This window comes from Longitalea luteola, assembly GCF_017356035.1.
GTDB classification, from domain to species: Bacteria; Bacteroidota; Bacteroidia; order Chitinophagales; family Chitinophagaceae; genus Niastella; species Niastella luteola.
In genome coordinates, this window is sequence record NZ_JAFIQX010000010.1 from 1 (window position 1) to 16,869 (window position 16,869).

At 45.6% G+C, this 16,869-nt stretch carries 14 protein-coding genes; 9 read left to right on the forward strand and 5 right to left on the reverse strand.

Annotation, left to right across the window (positions count from 1 at the left end; translation table 11 throughout):
- Positions 1-816, forward strand: an 816-nt coding sequence (locus tag JUB15_RS21080) for an ISAon1 family transposase (RefSeq protein ID WP_207514637.1), incomplete at its 5' end; no start/stop codon positions are given.
- 313 nt (positions 817-1,129) lie between these two features.
- On the opposite strand, the gene JUB15_RS21085 is transcribed toward JUB15_RS21080, so the two are convergent.
- The 3 genes from JUB15_RS21085 to JUB15_RS21095 all read right to left on the reverse strand — a co-directional run bounded on the left by JUB15_RS21085 (position 1,130) and on the right by JUB15_RS21095 (position 3,496).
- Positions 1,130-2,218, reverse strand: a complete 1,089-nt coding sequence (locus JUB15_RS21085) for a DNA topoisomerase IB (RefSeq protein ID WP_207514638.1) — start codon at positions 2,216-2,218, stop codon at positions 1,130-1,132.
- Positions 2,218-2,691, reverse strand: coding sequence for a low affinity iron permease family protein (locus JUB15_RS21090; RefSeq protein WP_207514639.1), 474 nt, complete (start codon positions 2,689-2,691; stop codon positions 2,218-2,220). The genes JUB15_RS21085 and JUB15_RS21090 overlap by 1 nt, the downstream gene beginning before the upstream one ends.
- Positions 2,692-2,893: 202 nt before the next feature.
- Positions 2,894-3,496, reverse strand: a complete 603-nt coding sequence (locus tag JUB15_RS21095) for a YciE/YciF ferroxidase family protein (RefSeq protein ID WP_207514640.1) — start codon at positions 3,494-3,496, stop codon at positions 2,894-2,896.
- 185 nt (positions 3,497-3,681) lie between these two features.
- Here JUB15_RS21095 and JUB15_RS21100 point away from each other — a divergent pair, with 185 nt between their 5' ends.
- Positions 3,682-4,194: a pyridoxamine 5'-phosphate oxidase family protein gene (locus JUB15_RS21100; protein WP_207514641.1), complete on the forward strand. Its 513-nt coding sequence runs from the start codon at positions 3,682-3,684 to the stop codon at positions 4,192-4,194.
- Positions 4,195-4,463: 269 nt separating this feature from the next.
- Here JUB15_RS21100 and JUB15_RS21105 read toward each other — a convergent pair whose 3' ends face one another.
- Positions 4,464-5,483 (reverse strand): helix-turn-helix transcriptional regulator, encoded by a 1,020-nt coding sequence (locus tag JUB15_RS21105; RefSeq protein ID WP_207514642.1) that lies wholly within the window; start codon positions 5,481-5,483, stop codon positions 4,464-4,466.
- Positions 5,484-6,003: 520 nt separating this feature from the next.
- Here JUB15_RS21105 and JUB15_RS21110 point away from each other — a divergent pair.
- The 7 genes from JUB15_RS21110 (at position 6,004) to JUB15_RS21140 (ending at position 16,346) form a co-directional block, all read left to right on the forward strand.
- Positions 6,004-8,976, forward strand: coding sequence for a T9SS type A sorting domain-containing protein (locus tag JUB15_RS21110; protein WP_207514643.1), 2,973 nt, complete (start codon positions 6,004-6,006; stop codon positions 8,974-8,976).
- A 271-nt stretch (positions 8,977-9,247) separates the two neighbouring features.
- Positions 9,248-10,429: a glycoside hydrolase family 5 protein gene (locus JUB15_RS21115; RefSeq protein WP_207514644.1), complete on the forward strand. Its 1,182-nt coding sequence runs from the start codon at positions 9,248-9,250 to the stop codon at positions 10,427-10,429.
- Between the two features lie 619 nt (positions 10,430-11,048).
- Positions 11,049-11,702: a hypothetical protein gene (locus JUB15_RS21120; RefSeq protein ID WP_207514645.1), complete on the forward strand. Its 654-nt coding sequence runs from the start codon at positions 11,049-11,051 to the stop codon at positions 11,700-11,702.
- An 11-nt stretch (positions 11,703-11,713) separates the two neighbouring features.
- Positions 11,714-12,709, forward strand: a complete 996-nt coding sequence (locus JUB15_RS21125) for a hypothetical protein (protein ID WP_207514646.1) — start codon at positions 11,714-11,716, stop codon at positions 12,707-12,709.
- A gap of 79 nt (positions 12,710-12,788) precedes the next feature.
- Positions 12,789-14,555, forward strand: coding sequence for an OmpA family protein (locus tag JUB15_RS21130; protein ID WP_207514647.1), 1,767 nt, complete (start codon positions 12,789-12,791; stop codon positions 14,553-14,555).
- A gap of 220 nt (positions 14,556-14,775) precedes the next feature.
- Complete coding sequence (locus JUB15_RS21135) at positions 14,776-15,558, forward strand: ABC transporter permease (RefSeq protein WP_207514648.1); 783 nt, start codon at positions 14,776-14,778, stop codon at positions 15,556-15,558.
- Positions 15,555-16,346 carry an ABC transporter ATP-binding protein gene (locus JUB15_RS21140; protein WP_207514649.1) on the forward strand — a complete coding sequence of 264 codons (792 nt, stop codon included), beginning with the start codon at positions 15,555-15,557 and terminating at the stop codon, positions 16,344-16,346. The genes JUB15_RS21135 and JUB15_RS21140 overlap by 4 nt, the downstream gene beginning before the upstream one ends.
- Positions 16,347-16,348: 2 nt before the next feature.
- Here JUB15_RS21140 and JUB15_RS21145 read toward each other — a convergent pair whose 3' ends face one another.
- Positions 16,349-16,867, reverse strand: coding sequence for a hypothetical protein (locus JUB15_RS21145; RefSeq protein ID WP_207514650.1), 519 nt, complete (start codon positions 16,865-16,867; stop codon positions 16,349-16,351).
- Positions 16,868-16,869: the final 2 nt, after the last annotated feature.

Sequence of the window (16,869 nt, forward strand, 5' to 3'; positions counted from 1 at the left end):
AGTATTGATGAGACGGCTTTGTCCAATGATGAACTTTACACCGTGGTCACTAATAAAGCAGCCAAAGGCCGTAAAGGCGCCATTGTGGCAATGATCAAAAGCACCCAGGCAGACAAGGTGATCGAAGTGTTACAACGCATAAACAAGCGATTGAGACAACGGGTGCAAGAAGTGACTTTGGATATGGCAGCTGGTATGCACCTGATTGTAAAACGCTGTTTCCCTTATGCTCACCGGGTCGTAGACCGTTTCCATGTGCAACAACTGGCTACAGAGGCTGTACAGGAGATCCGCATCAAACATCGCTGGCAGGCGATTGATGAAGAAAATGAGCAAATCGCCCGGGCCAAAAAACAAGGCATTCCTTACATACCTCAGTTATTACCTAATGGAGATTCTCCCAAACAATTACTGGCTCGCAGCCGCTATCTCTTATTCAAGCATAAAGATTGTTGGACGCCTTCTCAAAAGCAACGGGCAGCCCTGATGTTTGAGCATTATCCAGCAATAAAGAACGCTTATGATATGTATATGAAACTGGCCGACATCTTCCGTTACTGCGCCTGCAAAGAGCAGGCATTTAAAAGGCTGGCGTTATGGTTTAATGAGGTTGAAGATGCAGGGATTGAATCATTTAGAACCGTATACCGCTCCATTGAAACTCACTACGAGGCTATATTGAATTACTTTAATAACAGAAGTACCAACGCTTCTGCCGAGTCTTTCAATGCCAAGATCAAAGCCTTTAGAGCTTCTGCACGGGGAGTTCGGGATATTAATTTCTTCTTATTTAGACTCCAAAAAATCTATGCTTAACAACCTAATCCCCCAACAATTTGATTTGATCCTCAATTACGCCTAAGGCCAGTTCGCTCGCAGGCGGCAATTAACAAACCGGATCAGGTATAAAATAAAAAACCCGATGTAGAAACATCGGGAGTCCTTGGTTAAGGCCTGATTTGTAGCGTAAGTTTATAATGAGTTTAAATAGTCAAAATTTTTACCGGTCTCCCTCGCTTTCTCTACTCTCTTTTTCAGTGGCCGGCTACATATATATTTTTATAAAAACTATGCCTAAAATTTTAAACGGGAACATTTTGCATCTGTAGAAAATACTTCCCATTATTGCTCAGGTTTTGTGGAACGACTGTAGAATTTTCATCAAAACCTGCTCATCAGGGTGCAGGCCGCCAACGGGTTCAGCACCTGTTTCTCCTTCCAGCTCGTCCAGGTATTTATTCAGGCTCTTCTCTTCGTACAAAGCTATCAGGCCCGGATGTACGTAATATTTCTTGCAGACACTACGTGTATTGCCCAGCTTTAGGCTCACCGCATCGAGCGCCGCAACAATGTTCTTCTTGCAATCTGCCGCCGTAACGGCCTCACCCAATGCTTTTAATGACCGCAGGAGGTTCAAAGAACCCGCCCATGTCCTGAAATCCTTGGAGGTGAAGTCCATACCGGTCGTTTCTTTTATATAACTGTTGATCATGCCTGAATCAATGGGATGCCTGTTCCCTTCTTCATCGTAATACTGGAACAGTTCCTTGCCGGGAATTTCGCGGCAGTTCTTCACAATACGGGCAAGCCGTTTACTTTTGAGCGTTATATCATGGTTCACGCCTTTTTTGCCGGTAAAAGAAAACCGGATGGTATCGCCTGCAACAGCTACATGTTTGTCTTTCAGCGTGGTCAGGCCGTGTGAGCCATTTTGTTTTTCATATTCACAGCTACCTACCCGAATATAGGTGCGCTCCATCAGGCTGATCACCGTAGCAATCACTTTGGAAGCGGTTAATGCTTTCTGGTTCAGATCACTTTCCAGCTTGCTGCGCAAAGCCGGTAATGCCTTTCCAAATTCATACAGGCGGTGAAATTTCGTCTCGTTCCGAAACATCGACCACAAAGGATGATACCGGTATTGTTTACGGTGGCGCAGGTCTAAACCGGTTGCCTGTATATGGCCGTTCGGCAAAGCACATATCCATACCGACGTCCATGAGGGTGGAATAGCCAGGCTGCGGATCCTTTGCATATCCTCTTTTTTACGCAATGGCTTTCCTTCATACATGTACATATATCCGCGGCCCTTTTTATATCGAACGATGCCTGGTTGAGTATCGGAAACATATACGAGGTCGGCCAGGGTCGCAGCTTTTGCATAATCCCGGTAAATTTTCAAAAATTGCCTGTGCGTCACTTTAGCCAGCTGCCCCATTATTTCACTGTTTTACTGTGACTTTGTCTTTTTATCTTATGCAAGGTTTCCGCCTCACTTAATGAGTGCGAAGTACCTACATCATTTTCCTTTTCCGCCAGGTCGGCCAGTTTTATATAGAACCTTTTGATCAGTATCAACTCTTCCTCGGTAAGGTCCTCCACATCTATCAGGCGATTGCTCGCCCGCTCATGACAGGCTATCAATTCATTTAGTTTCAATTGAATAGCCGTAGTTTCTTTATTCTGCGATTGCTGAATGATAAACACCATCAGGAAAGTAACGATCGTGGTGCCCGTGTTTATGATCAGCTGCCAGGTGTCTGAAAAACCAAATATTGGTCCGGTGAGAGCCCATACGATAATTACGGTCAAAGCGGTTATAAAAGCTATGGGCGAACCGGTGGCCCTGGTTACTTTATTGGCCAGTTTTTGAAACAATAGGGATAGTTTCTTGTTCCTCTTCTTTCGCATATCTTAAATTTTAGAATTACAGTACGAATGCGCAGGCAGAAACGGAGAGGATGGGCAAAAAAAAGTCAGGCCAGGAATGGCCCGACACCAGTAGACCTTAAAAAACCCCTAAATCTATAACCAGAACTAAAAAAGTTATACCAGCCCCCTCAATTGGGGAATTTCCTGGAAATTTTTAATGTGTTATTAATAACCTTGTTCATTATTCGTCTTCTCCTTCGTGCCCTTCTTCCATGGCTCCTTCTTCATTAATATTGTTTTCGGCAATATTTGTCAATAGTTCATCCGCTTCTTTTTCCTCTTCCAGCGTTTGGTGCAAAATATCGGCAATTTCGTTTTGACCGATGGTTTTGGCCAGTTGAACCAAACTGCCGTAGGTAGCAATTTCATAATGTTCGGCCTTTTGACAAGCCATGATCAGCGCTACATCACGGGTTGCTGTTTCCTCGTCAGTATCTTCAACAACGCTTTGCGCTTCTTTCATCAGCCCTTCCATAGCTTCACATTTCTTGGCTTTGGGTATTTCACCCAGCATTTTGAATATATCTTCCAATCGGCTCACATGCTCTTGCGTAACTGAAGTATGCTCTTCAATGACTTCGGCCAGTTTATCGGATGTAGCCGCCTTTTGTAGCCGGGGCAGCTCTTTTACCAGATGTTTTTCGGCCCAGTAAATATCCCGTAACTCCTCAACAAAAAACTCTCTCAATAACGAACGGTTATCCTTTTTACCTGCTGCTTTACTACCACTTTTGGTAGTTTTCGTTGTTCCCTGATTTTTTGATCCCCTCGATGATCTTTCCATAACGCATTGTTTTGTGGTGATAAATCGGATTGTAATGGACTGATGAAAAACAAATGCCACGTATAACTACGATCCTGAAAAAGTTGTGTAGAAAAAACTCTACGTGCAAATGCTGGCCTCCACTACATGGGCAGAGTACATTACTGGTATTCCTTTTGAATTTTAACTAGTAAAAACACACATATATGAAGCCCGCGAACTGCATACCATTCTTACAGGACAGAATACAGGGAATTGGCAGTGCGTTGTTTTATAATTTAAGCGGAGGCGTGTTAAAGTTCCCCACTACCATCGTTTCTATTATAACCGTAGATGAAATGGCTAATATCTGGTTCTTTACCAACCGGCCTGAACAACAGCTGAACGAATTTGACCGTGAATTCCCGGCCCACATGCAATTTTACCGCAAAGGGAAAGGCTATTACCTGCAAATAATCGGCAAAGCCTATATTATAAACGATCCGGAAGAGTTAAACAGCCTTATCGGTTTCTCGGAAGAAGTAAAAGCAAAGGCTTTCAAAGAAATGGTGCTCATAAAATTCAAGATCGGAAGCGCCAAATATTATACATACAAGCCCAGGTTCGCATACAAGCATAATTTGTACGGATGGCTGAACCGTTTCTATAACTGGTTCTTTAAAGAACCTGCCCGTACTGAACCCTACGTCTTCAGGCCACTGCCAAGGTTGGGATTCTAAAACCAATTAGTCAATATGCTGATCTGCTAATGAAACACAGCTTCTCGGCCATATTATGTAACCACTTATTATATACTATCAATAAAAGAACCCTACAAAGCAAGTGCTTCGCAGGGTTTTTATTACACGCCGACTCAGGGGACAGAAGATAATTAGCTAATGTGATAATGTGATAATGTGATAATTAGATAATAAGTTCGGTTAGCTGAGAATGTTTTACTTAATAATTAAAATAACTCAATAACTCAATAACTCAATAACTCAATAACTCAATAACTCAATAAGCTGTTTTTCTTTATGGCGCCGGGCGAGCAGCCATGATGCTTTTTAAATATCTCAATAAAATGGCTCACCTTCTCATAGCCCATTAGCTCTGCTATTTCGTTTACGGTATAGGGATGCTGCATCAATAACACCTTTGCCATTTCCAATTTCCTGGTTAAATAATATTCATATACGCTTTTACCATAGATCAGCTTGAAATAGCGCTTCAAGGTAGATTCACTAAGCGCCAGCATTTGAGCGATCTTTGCCAAACGAGGCGGCGATTGCTGCAGGTTCGAAAGTAAAATGCGTTCCGCCTCTTTTATTTTATCATAATAAAGCTCAAGGTGGTTGCTGGTTTTATCAGGCTCTGTTCTGGACACAGCACTCAGGAAATCTTTTATCACTACACTGGCTTCCGGCACAACGCCGGCTGCATCCTTTTTCGTTTCCTGCATATACGCCATGATCCGGGCCACCACTGAATTTGTCTTAACAGCAAAAGGCGCTATCAACACCGGCATGGCATGATCGGCTGCAACACCATCATTAAAATACCGGATAACTGAAACATAGCCCGGCTGTTGTTTTAACCAGTAGGAAGAAATGGAAAACTCTATCAGCTGTACAGGCATTTGCGGAGACAACTGGAACACCGCATTTTCTGAATCGGGCACCAATATCAATCTCCGTTCACGCACCTCATTGAATTGCTGATGCTGGTTAATACTTTTCAGACTGACCGAAGCGGGTGTTGCCACACACACGAGGCTGAACCCATTATTGGTTATGTATAGTGGTGAAGCCTCTTTAATGAATTCCACCGGCCTTGCAAGGTTAAGGTCCCAAACGCGCATATACAAACCGGCTTCCAGGTGCCATTCTTTAACCTGTCCGCGTCCGATATTCCCGGAAAAACGGATCAGCGTATTGCTTTCTTCCAATACAGCGCCGGTTTCCAGCGACAACTGATTAAATACAGATTCGCGGTCAATGCTGTTTACACGAATTGAATAGCTCATCATACTTCTACTGGTTTAGATTGTGGTTATAAGGATGCACTGCAAAGTTGCTATCAAATCAGCTATAAAGAACCAATGGCACTCTTATGAATAAACACCGGTGTAATATGTATGCACCTTCAAAACAATTTTGTATTTGACCATTTGAGCAGAAATATTAATTATCGGTAAGCATTTTCCCTTATTCAGTATCACCAGATAACCAATACTGATATCTATCATATTTACTAACTCCTTTTTTTCAAGAGCACTAAGTGTTTGTTGACCTGATGCCGGTATTCTTTGAATTAATACGGGTAAAAGCAACATGCCTTGCGTTATAACTTTACATAGCTAATCGCTTCGGACCGCTCCTTCCAATATTTGAGAAAAGCTTCACCCCGGGCAATTCTATTTATTATTCCAATATTTCTTTCAGTCCATTGTTCAAGCCTGTAACCGCTGGTTCGCCAATGCGTTTACCAGCCATGCCGATGCATCAGGCATAAATGGCTTTTCATTGTTTACCTCAAAACTATTACCATTGAAACCTAACATTTGTATAGTGTTGGCGATGGCTATTGCATTACCCTATGCAACTACCGTACACGCACAACAGACGCTTAATGAAAAAGATCCCCGTAAATCTTCTGCAGCGATCTCACCCGTTTGGTACAACCAGGCTTTGAAGAGCATCGAGCAACTCGAAGATCAAATTAAACCGGTTCAAACCGAGGGCTGCTACAGCGCCGCGAATGTGCGCAGCCGCACCAGCTTCAGTATTTCTCCCAACGGTTATAAAGTACAACTTATGCAGCAACCGGGCTGGCAGGTCGCTTTTCAACTGAAAGGCATTGGCCGCTCAACCATTCAATGGACGCCGGATCAGTCCTGCACTATTGCGCATACCGCCAATCAGCTTTTTTACAATTTCAATAATATTCAAATAGAATACATTAACGGCCGGGATGGTTTGCGCCAGAACTTTTTCGTAAAAAAGAAAATGCCGGGCGATGGCGCACTCACCGTCACGATTCAACCTGCCACTGATCTGCAAACGAGGCTGCTTAATGATAACAGCCTTGCATTTTTTAACGGGAATGATCAACAGTTGCTGGCCTATGAAGATCTGCATGTATGGGATGCCCATCATAAAAAGTTACCGGCGGCCATGCATTTCAATAATGGCTTACTCACCATTGAAGTAGATGACAGTGAGGCCAGTTATCCGGTAACCATTGATCCGTTGAATAAAACGCCCGAGTGGAGCACTTCGGCCGATGGACTTGTCAGCGGGCTCAGCTCCCTGCAGTTGAATGCGGCTTTATATGGTTATGCCGTAAGCGGCCTTGGTGATGTAAATGGTGATGGTTATGGCGATGCTGCCATCAGCGCTCCCGGGCTTACCAACATTTTCAGCGGCAACGGATCACTTGCAAATGTAGGCGCCGTATTTGTGTTTTATGGCTCACCAGCAGGTTTGGCAACCACGCCTGCCAAAACCCTGCAGCCCAATACGTGCGCTGCGGGCGCACTCTTTGGAACCAGTATTGATGCAGGTGATGTTACAGGCGATGGCATTAATGATATTATAATAGGAGCGCCGCTCGATTCCTATGCCACCACTGCCTCCGGCACCCTGGGAACCGTGAATGTAAAAGCAGGTAAAGTATATATCTATCCTGGTGGAAATTTGCCCGCTGCCAATCCGGCCGGTTTTATTGAAATAAAACTGCAGGGGGCGGGTTTCTTTAGTAATGGCATTGCCGGCCTGTTGTTAAACAATGTATCTGTCAATGCCCTGTTTGGTTTCTCGGTAGCTGCCACGGGAGATCTGAATGGTGACAACCAATCAGACATTGTGATAGGAGCGCCGGGATACCAGGGCGTTGGATTGACCGCTGTACAAAATGGGGCCGCCTTTGTGTACTTTTCGGGAAACTTAACCACCACCTCACCCGTGCAGCTGCAAGCGCCTGCCGCCTCCTTGTTTGGATTGGCTTCTTTCCCAAGCCTGCTGCATAGCGGTTTATTGTTTGGCTTTAGCGTTGACGGGGCGGGTGATTATAATAATGATGGGCATAACGACATTGTTATTGGCGCACCTGCCGGTGCAGACCTGTCGTCACTGGGTGGTCTTTTAAACGGCCAGGTGTTGGGCGGAACAGCCCATATTTTTTATGGAACCGGATCAGGTATAAATAATACCGTAGGCACTACCCTTTCTGCCAGCAGCGGCAGCCTGTTGGGTAATGCTGCGAATTTGTTCGGGTATAAGGTAAAAGGCATCAAAGGATTGAATGGCGCGCGCAACGGAAATGTCGCCATTGGCGCTCCGCTGGGCGGACTGCTGCCCAATTCCCTAAACCTTACCATTCAGAGTGGCAACGTGCACATCTTTAAAAAGAAAACCAGCACACCGGGTAGTTCCGTCACGAGCGACCAGGTGCTGGAATCGCCCCGTGCCGGCAATTTGTTGTCGATGCTGAATTCGCTCGAACTGAATGTATTGTTTGGCGCTGCCATCGACAATGCCTGGGATATCAATTGTGATGGCTATACCGACCTGGTAATAGGAGAACCGTTATCATCAGGTGCCACCCTGCTGCAGCTGCAGGCAAACGCCGTGGGCGGCGCAGTATATGTTTTCGCGGGCAATGCCAACGGTACTTATACTACAACACCTTTATACACCGTGTCGGCCGATCATGGCAATGAATTCCTTGCTGTAAATGCGGTATCCCTCTTTGGTTTCAGCGTGGCCGGTGTTCCTTATACCCGCGGTGTATTGTCATCACCACGCATTTTGGCCGGCGCTCCGGCAGCCGCGCTCGATTTCGATAACAGCCTGTTGAACCTGGGCAGTACACTGGGAGTTACGTTCAATTTCCTGGTAGATGATAACGGATTGGGCAAAAGCTTTCTCTTCAATCCTCAATTGTGCGTTGGTGAATCGCCTTTGCCGGTTACGCTGGAAGAATTCAGAGGACAGGAAAAAAATACCGTCATAAACCTTTTCTGGAGAACCAGCCAGGAAGAGCACCTGAACCGGTTTGAAGTTGAGCGCAGCCGTGATGGTATCCATTATGAATCCATCGGTATCGTATTCCCATGGGAAAACAGCGCTCACACTGCTTACGGCTTTGCCGACAAAAACGCCATTTCCGGCACCAATTACTACCGGTTAAAAATGGTAGATAATGATGCAGCTTATAAATATTCACATGTCCTTAGTTTTTCACTGGGTGGAACGCCGGCGGCGAAAATGACCGTTGCGCCGAATCCCGTTGTTGACAGGATCTGCATACAGTTCACAGGGCTAAGCGAAAACACCTACCGCGTTGAATTGCGCAATGTAGCTGGCCAGCAGATCGCAGAGCGTCCGGTAACCATTACCCGATACAGGCAAACGGAATACCTTATGCGGACTGTCTCGATGACACCGGGAATTTATTTTCTAACAGTGTTTGATAGAAATTATAAGAAAGTTGCTTCAAGCAGGGTTATTGTTCTTTAGATTTACAATGTGAAAGAAAAGCCACCTTCGCGGTGGCTTTTCTATTTAGTATCAGTCGGACATGCGGGTTACGCGATCAAAAATGAGCTGTGGCACCGGTTATCTGGCATGAACAAACGAAGTGTTACTGACGGTATGACAACGTTTAAAATAGCACCCATAATTTTTATAAAATAACATCATAGCAGCGGTTTTGGTACACTTAATGCTAATTAAGTAAACGGATCATTGTAGCGGAATTTTTTTCTCACTTTTAAATCCTTGGTGTTTTATGAAATCGAATAAAGGCGTGAACCGCCGGGCATTCCTGAGGAATGTCGGGCTGGCAGCAGTAGGACATTTGGCTGCGTGCACAAAAGTATTACCCGAAATAACATCACTCACACAGAAAGATAATCTCTTAAAAAACAAACTGCCCAAATGGAAAGGGTTCAATATCCCTGATTATTTCCAGCCCGATCCCTGGTACGTAGGCACACCTACCGACGAAACGTATTTTAAATGGGTGGCAGACTGGGGATTTGATTTTATCAGAATACCGATGGCTTATCCCACCTATCTGAACTTAACGCCGCATCAAAAATTCATTACAGAAGAGGACGTATACAAAATAGATGAAAACAAGGTAAACCGGATAGAGAAAACCATTTACCTGGCGCAGAAATACAACCTGCATGTAAGTCTGAACCTGCACCGGGCGCCGGGGTATTGCGTAAGCACCGGTTATCATGAACCCTATCACTTGTGGAATGAGAAAAAAGCGCAGGATGCATTCTGCCATCATTGGAGCTTTTGGGCAAAGCGGTTCAAGAACAGCTCCACCAGCAAGATCAGCTTCGACCTGGTGAACGAGCCCTCTTATCGGGAAAACGTAAATGATACCATGTCGAAGACCACGGGCGTTCCTGGCGCTTTGTATCGTGCGGTTGCCCAGGCTGCTACCGCTGCCATCCGTAAAGAGAACCCGAACTTTTATGTGATCGCCGATGGTAACAATGGCGGCGCCGATGCCGTTCCTGAACTCGCCGACCTGAACATCGGCCAAAGCTGCCGTGGTTATTTTCCTTATGAGATCTCGCATTATAAAGCGCCCTGGGTATATCCCGATCCGGCCTACCAGCCGAAACCAGTATGGCCCGGCAATATCGGCGGCCGGCATTACAGCCGTGCCGTAATGGAAGAATATTACAAACCCTGGTTAGACCTGGTGAAGAAAGGTGTAGGTGTTCATTGCGGTGAATGTGGTTGCTGGAAAGAGACGCCACATGAGGTATTCCTTGCCTGGTTTGGCGATGTGCTGGATATTCTCACAACGAATGGGATTGGTTTCGCGCTGTGGGAATTGAAAGGCGACTTCGGAATTCTGAACTCAAACCGCGCCGATGTGCAATACGAAAACTGGTATGGCCATAAGCTCGACAGGAAGTTATTAAAGATGTTGCAAAGCAAATAATGATGTGTTGGGAAGTTCACCATTGACCATTCACCATTGACCATTCACCATGACCATTCACCATTGACCATTCACCATTGACCGTTATCCACCGACCACCAGTTACCATAATTAAATGCTGAACCGGAAGAGCCTTTCTTCCGGTTTTTTTATGCCCTTCCCATTTTTCTGCACATCCTGCTGAAAAACAACAACAAACATCAGCGATGAAAATTAAAAATCCGGATCAGTCCGGTACTGGTTGTAACAATTCAGCAAACACTTCGACAGATGCTATACAATGCAAAGGAAAATGAAAAACAACGGTCAGTTATACCCGCAATAACAACAATGAAAAGTTGGAACGCAATCCTCCTATGACCGGCACCCGTTTGCACAGGCATTCACTGCCCTTCTGATTAATCAGCATAAAAACAAGGCAGCACCGCAATTGACTTAACAGCATTGGCTGTTTCGATGGCCGTCCTATGCGCAGCGCCTCCTACGGCAATCAATGCAGCAGGAGACAGGGAGCGGCTTGCCTGACAATGAACAATACCAATTATTTCCGGAACTATATCGACCTGCGCATGTGGGCAGGAATATTATTCCTCCGACCAAACATTTAAAACATACAACTATGGCCAGCTTAGGGAAAAAGATCCTGTCGGCATTTGTGGAAGTGAACGACGACAAAAAACAAGAAGCGGCAAAACCGCTTCCCAAAGAAGAACAGCCGAAAGCCGCACCGCAAACGGACTTTACGGCAAACCGCGTGACTATTCATAACAGTTATACATCACCAGTTAACAGCAAGTTCGCAGCTTATTTCGACAAGCTGTTCCGCGAAGCCAATATACCAGGGCCTGACTATTATGAGTTCAGTAAAATGATCGAAGCCATGCAGGCGATCGCAGATGAGCAGGTTCGGTATGTCACCGCATATGCAGGCCTCAGCGTACAGGGGCTCGACAAACAAAAATTATTGTCAACGGCTACACAGTACCTGCAATTGCTGGAGACGGACGCCACTAACTTTCATAACTCTGTAGATGCAGCGCTGCAAGAAAAAGTGCATGAAAGAAAACGGCAGCTGGAAGAAAAAGAGAAACGCATTCAACAGCTGGAGCAGGAAATAAGCGCCTTGCAAAACGAACTGTTGACCGTGCAAAGCGAAATAAAAGAGAACGAAGCCAAAATAGAAGCCAATACGGGCGGCTATAAAAATGAAAGTGAGGCGATGAAGGACCGTATTCACTATGACATGGAAAAAATTAAACGCTATATACAGTAAACCAACAAAACATGATAAACGCAATTCAAAAAACAAAGACACCTGGCTGGTTCTCCGAACCGAAGAACATAGCCACCACGATCATAGGCGTATCCTTATTTGCCGGCCTGGCTTATCTCTTTTTGACCTATATATTGCCGTGGCTGGTAACCGTAACCTGGAACCTGGTAAACCTGGTCATTGGCGGCGTGATCCTCGGCTTTATGCTGATGATCGTAACCAATAAAAAATTCTGGCGGGCATTGAAATACCTGTCGGAGTTCATCGCCAACTACACCATTGGCATTGCCATAGAACTGAACCCGTTCAATATACTGCAAGCCAAAATCGAGCAGGGTTATAAAGACAGGAACACCTTATACCAGCAGGCGGCCAAACTAAAAGGGAAACAAAGTGAGCTGGTTGATAAACTGACCGACAAGGAAAAAGAACTGCAGCTGAACATGCAAAAAGTAAAGATCCTGCAGGCAGAACAAGGCAGGAACAGCCGCCAGATCGATCTGTATGCGAACAATGTATTGCGGTGCCGCGAATACATCGACAATGTAACCCCGATCGTGGGCGACCTGAACAAACTGATCACATTCGCCGATGCAGCTTATGAAGAGAGCGGTATAATGCTCGAAGATGCAAAGCTCGACCTGGAAGCCAAGAAAGACCTGTATTATTCAGTAACTACCGGCCTGTCGGCTGTAACAAGCGCCATGAAAGCATTCAAGGGCGATGATGAATTGAACCAGGATGCCGAAAAAGCCCTGGCCATCCTGAAAGTACAGATCGGTGAAAAGATCGGTCATATTAAATCGGCCATAGACGTTACCTCACGATTTATGGACGACAAGGTTTTGGAGGATAAAGCCAAATCGGCCCAGGCTGTTGAACTTATTAACCAGTTCAATATAGACAACGACTTTAACTATACGCAGGATGCGCTGAATAAAAATAATGACAGTGGAAAGCTGAAAGGCATCAAGACACCGGATAGATACCGGGGTCTGCTTGACTGACGATTCACCATTGACGGTTCACGGCCTCATGAAAATGTAAAACAATCAATTAAACACAAAACCAACACAACATATAACCATGGCACTTAAATTAAGACCCGCAGGGAAAGTATTGATCATTGCAGCAGTAGTAACTGCAGGCATCTTCGCCGTACGATGGTATCAAAACCGGCCGCAAGATGTAAATGGATCAATTGAAGTAGGTAAGGTAGCCCTTCCCGATGCACCGGACGCTTCTTTACAAGGGAACGCTGTTAAATTGCCGTTACCCGGTGACGAACCAGCGGTGAACGGGGGCACGCAAATTACCTGGGAACGGATGGCCTGGAACAGCCAGTTTGGAGGCATGTATGCGAACGGCGGCGTTCGCACGACCAAGGGTTCCCTGTTCGATAAAGCGCATCTGGATATTACCTACGTGCGCCAGGACGATTGTAATAAACAAATGGCCGACCTGGTAAAATTTGCCAACGACTATAAAAGCAATCCTAATACACCCGGTGTATTGATCACGTTCATGGGCGACGGTATGCCGGCCTTCATGACCGCGCTCGCCAAAGAGCTGGAGCCCCTGGGCCCCGAATACCAACCCATTATTATACCGGTCACACACGGTAAATCGTTTGGTGAAGACCAGGTAATGGGCCCTCCTGCATGGAAACAGGATGCGAAAAATGCAGTAGGTAAATGTGTGGCCGGTGTGCTGCGCGACGGTGACATCAACATCCTGTTGAAATGGGCCGGTGACAACGGGTTGAAAGTAAATCCCGACGAAACCACCTACGATGGTAATGCCATCAACATCATTGCCGCCAATGACTTCCTGGATGCGCCTAACAAGTACATCACCGGTTATACAGAGAAAAGGAAGCTGATCGTAAATGGCAAAACCACTGGCAGAGATACCACTGTTGGTGTGGATGCTGTAGCCACCTGGACGCCCGGCGACGTAAATGTCGCCACTAAAAAGGGTGGGCTCGTTACCATCGCCAGCACCAGACAGTATGCATCCCAAATGAGTAACCAAACCATTGCCATTAAAAAATGGGCCTATGATCACCGAACCGATATCGAGAACATGATCATTGCCCTGGCCCAGGCCGGCGACCAGGTACGTTCGTTCAACGAAGCCAAAGAGTTTGCGGCTGAAGTGAGCACCAAGCTATACCAGGAACAAAATGCCGCCTATTGGCTGAAATATTTTAATGGTGTAGAGGAAAAAGACATCCAGGGCCTGAAAGTGAACCTCGGCGGTTCTGCCGTATTCAACCTGAACGACATGGCCAATACCTATGGGCTGGGCGAAGATAAGGTAGACCGTTATAAAGCGGTATATAACACCTTCGGTAACCTGATGGTGAAAATGTACCCGGCCATAATGCCCAGCTTCTTGCCGTATGAGAAAGCCGTTGACAAATCGTTCCTGTTCAGCGTGATCTCGAACCACCCCGAATTATTGCAGGGTAAGGCTATTGAAACAAAATATGCTGAACGGATCACGGAGGCGGTATCATCCAGATCGTATGCTATTCAGTTTGAGACCGGGTCTTCGGCCATTAAACCGGCATCATACAAAATGCTGGATGAAATATTTGAATCGGCTGTGGTAGCGGAAGGTTTAAAACTGGGCGTGTATGGTCACACCGACAATCAAGGTAGTGACGACGTAAACATGCCACTATCACAAAAGCGTGCAGAAGCCGTCCGCGCCTACCTGCTTAGAAAAGGTTTAAAAGAGAACCAGATTGAAGCCAAAGGTTATGGCGCTGAAAAGCCGGTTGCTGATAATGATACAGAAGCGGGTAGAAGCAGGAACAGAAGAGTAGAGATTGTGCTGGGCGAATAACAGGGGATTTCGGGATTTCGGGATTTCGAGATTTTGAGATTTTGAGATTTCGGGATTTTGAGATTTCGGGATTTTGAAATCCCGATAGTTTGAGATGTAGGTCGTTGCGAGCGTATTGAGACTGAAGAGATCCTGAAATCTCAAAATCGTAAACCAGAAATAACACGCTGCTGGCAACGCATCGCAATTAATTTGAATTACAAACACGCAGACTAAAAGCATGAAAAAAGTTTTCCAGCCTTTCGCAAAGATCAACCGGCAAACCTTTATTCTGCTGGTAGCCTTGCAGGTGGTTGTTACTTTATTGATATGGCATGGCCTGTCGGATGGATTGATACCCAGGCCGGGCAAAGTAGCCACGGCATTTGTACAGTTGCTGGGCAGCAAAGTTCTGCTCGACAATATTTTGGTAAGCCTGCTGCTTACTTTAAAGGCCATGCTGTATTCCATCCTAATAACACTGGCATTCGCATATTTATCAGTGCTGCCTTTCTTCAAGAGTGTGGCCCTGTTCATTGTGAAATGCCGTTATCTTACCTTAACCGGACTGATATTCATTTTCACCCTGCTTACCAAAGACGGCAGCCAGCTGAAATTATCATTGCTGGTATTTGGCATCGTGCCCTTCTTTGTAACTTCTTTTCTTTCGGTGATCGTACATATCAATCCGCAGGAATATGAGTTATGCAAAACCCTCGGCTATAGCAACTGGCAAACATTGTATGAAGTAATTATCATTGGCAAGGCCGACCAGGTGTTCGAGATCCTGCGGCAGAACTTTGCCATCTCCTGGTTAATGATCACCATGGTGGAAGGATTGAGCATGAGTGAAGGCGGCATTGGCACCCTGCTGATAAAATACAACAAGTACAACGATCTTACCAATGTGCTGGCCTTACAGCTGGTGATCTTTCTGATCGGTTTATGTTTCGACTATTTACTGGGCACCATCCGCCACTGGTTGTTCCCGTACAGCAAACTAAAAACAGTGAGAACAAAATGACACAACATACAAAGGCAGAAGTAATCTTACAGGTTAAAGATGTAGCGCTTACTTATGACAGGCCGATCTTACGCGATATAAATCTTTCCATCAGGAATATCGTAAGGCCGGGGTTTTCACAAGGCCAGGTAGTGACGCTCATTGGCCGAAGCGGTATCGGTAAAACGCAGTTGTTCAAGATCCTGTCAGGGTTACAAGCACCTACTTCCGGACAGGTTACCATACACGGCAACCAACCGGTAAAAGCCGGTGACATGGGCGTTATTTTCCAGAACTATTACCTGTTCGAATGGCGAACCGTGTATCAATCTCTGATGCTGGCCGCCAAAAAGAACAAGGTTTTAGCTGGCATGGAAAAACAAACGATAGAACAATATGCACACCAGTTCCAACTAACCGGTCACCTGATTTTGTATCCCCGGCAATTGTCGGGCGGACAACGGCAACGCGTAAGCATTATGCAGCAGCTGTTAAAAGGTTCTAACTTCATATTGCTCGATGAACCGTTCAGCGGACTCGATGTTTGCATGCTCGACAAAGCTGTTGAGTTATTATTACAGGTATCGTTATCAGATGAATTGAAGACGCTTATCATCGTTTCACACGATATTGAGACCAGCGTAGCCATCTCCGACACCGTATTTATTCTGGGCACTGAACCCAACAAGGCGGGCGCCACCATTAAAAAGGAAATTGACCTGATAGAACGTGATCTTGCCTGGCAGAAGAATATCAAACAGGAAAGACGTTTCCTGGAAACATTAGAAGAAATAAAGGCAGACCTGTAAACTTACAATCCGAATCGCCATCCGGCCTTAAAGGCCAGCCAGGAGGCATAACCCGACGACCCAACGCGTTTGAAGCCATCATAGGCAACGCCTACTTCAAACGGACCTAATTTAGCGCCCGCACCCACATCGGCCGTAAAACGCGAATAAGAACTATTCGTGGTTTTATCTTTAATATGACCGATACCAGCATCCGCATGAAGGAACAATAAATTACCTGGTAAAAAATACCTGCGGACCCCAACCTTAACCGGAACATAGGTGATGTTACCAACCTCACCTGACTTTGCATCAAAAACAGTGTATCCTACTGTACCTACCAATTTGGTCTTGCCCGGACCGATACCTACTCCCGCTTCAGCACCCAGTCCAAAATTATAATCATTTTTAAAACTGGTTTGTACCGGAGCGGCATACTGTCCATGTGCAAATACGAAGAATAATTTCTGTGCTTGCGCATCATATCGACTGGCAACAAGCATAAATGCTATCACCAGTAAAGAACGAATACCCTTGTTCATAT

Coding starts and splice junctions, on each gene's coding strand:
- JUB15_RS21095 (WP_207514640.1), bottom strand. CDS start 3,496: ATGGAAAGATCATCGAGGGGATCAAAAAATCAGGGAACAACGAAAACT.
- JUB15_RS21130 (WP_207514647.1), top strand. CDS start 12,789: ATGGCACTTAAATTAAGACCCGCAGGGAAAGTATTGATCATTGCAGCA.
- JUB15_RS21105 (WP_207514642.1), bottom strand. CDS start 5,483: ATGATGAGCTATTCAATTCGTGTAAACAGCATTGACCGCGAATCTGTA.
- JUB15_RS21100 (WP_207514641.1), top strand. CDS start 3,682: ATGAAGCCCGCGAACTGCATACCATTCTTACAGGACAGAATACAGGGA.
- JUB15_RS21085 (WP_207514638.1), bottom strand. CDS start 2,218: ATGGGGCAGCTGGCTAAAGTGACGCACAGGCAATTTTTGAAAATTTAC.
- JUB15_RS21090 (WP_207514639.1), bottom strand. CDS start 2,691: ATGCGAAAGAAGAGGAACAAGAAACTATCCCTATTGTTTCAAAAACTG.
- JUB15_RS21135 (WP_207514648.1), top strand. CDS start 14,776: ATGAAAAAAGTTTTCCAGCCTTTCGCAAAGATCAACCGGCAAACCTTT.
- JUB15_RS21120 (WP_207514645.1), top strand. CDS start 11,049: ATGGCCAGCTTAGGGAAAAAGATCCTGTCGGCATTTGTGGAAGTGAAC.
- JUB15_RS21140 (WP_207514649.1), top strand. CDS start 15,555: ATGACACAACATACAAAGGCAGAAGTAATCTTACAGGTTAAAGATGTA.
- JUB15_RS21145 (WP_207514650.1), bottom strand. CDS start 16,867: ATGAACAAGGGTATTCGTTCTTTACTGGTGATAGCATTTATGCTTGTT.
- JUB15_RS21115 (WP_207514644.1), top strand. CDS start 9,248: ATGAAATCGAATAAAGGCGTGAACCGCCGGGCATTCCTGAGGAATGTC.
- JUB15_RS21125 (WP_207514646.1), top strand. CDS start 11,714: ATGATAAACGCAATTCAAAAAACAAAGACACCTGGCTGGTTCTCCGAA.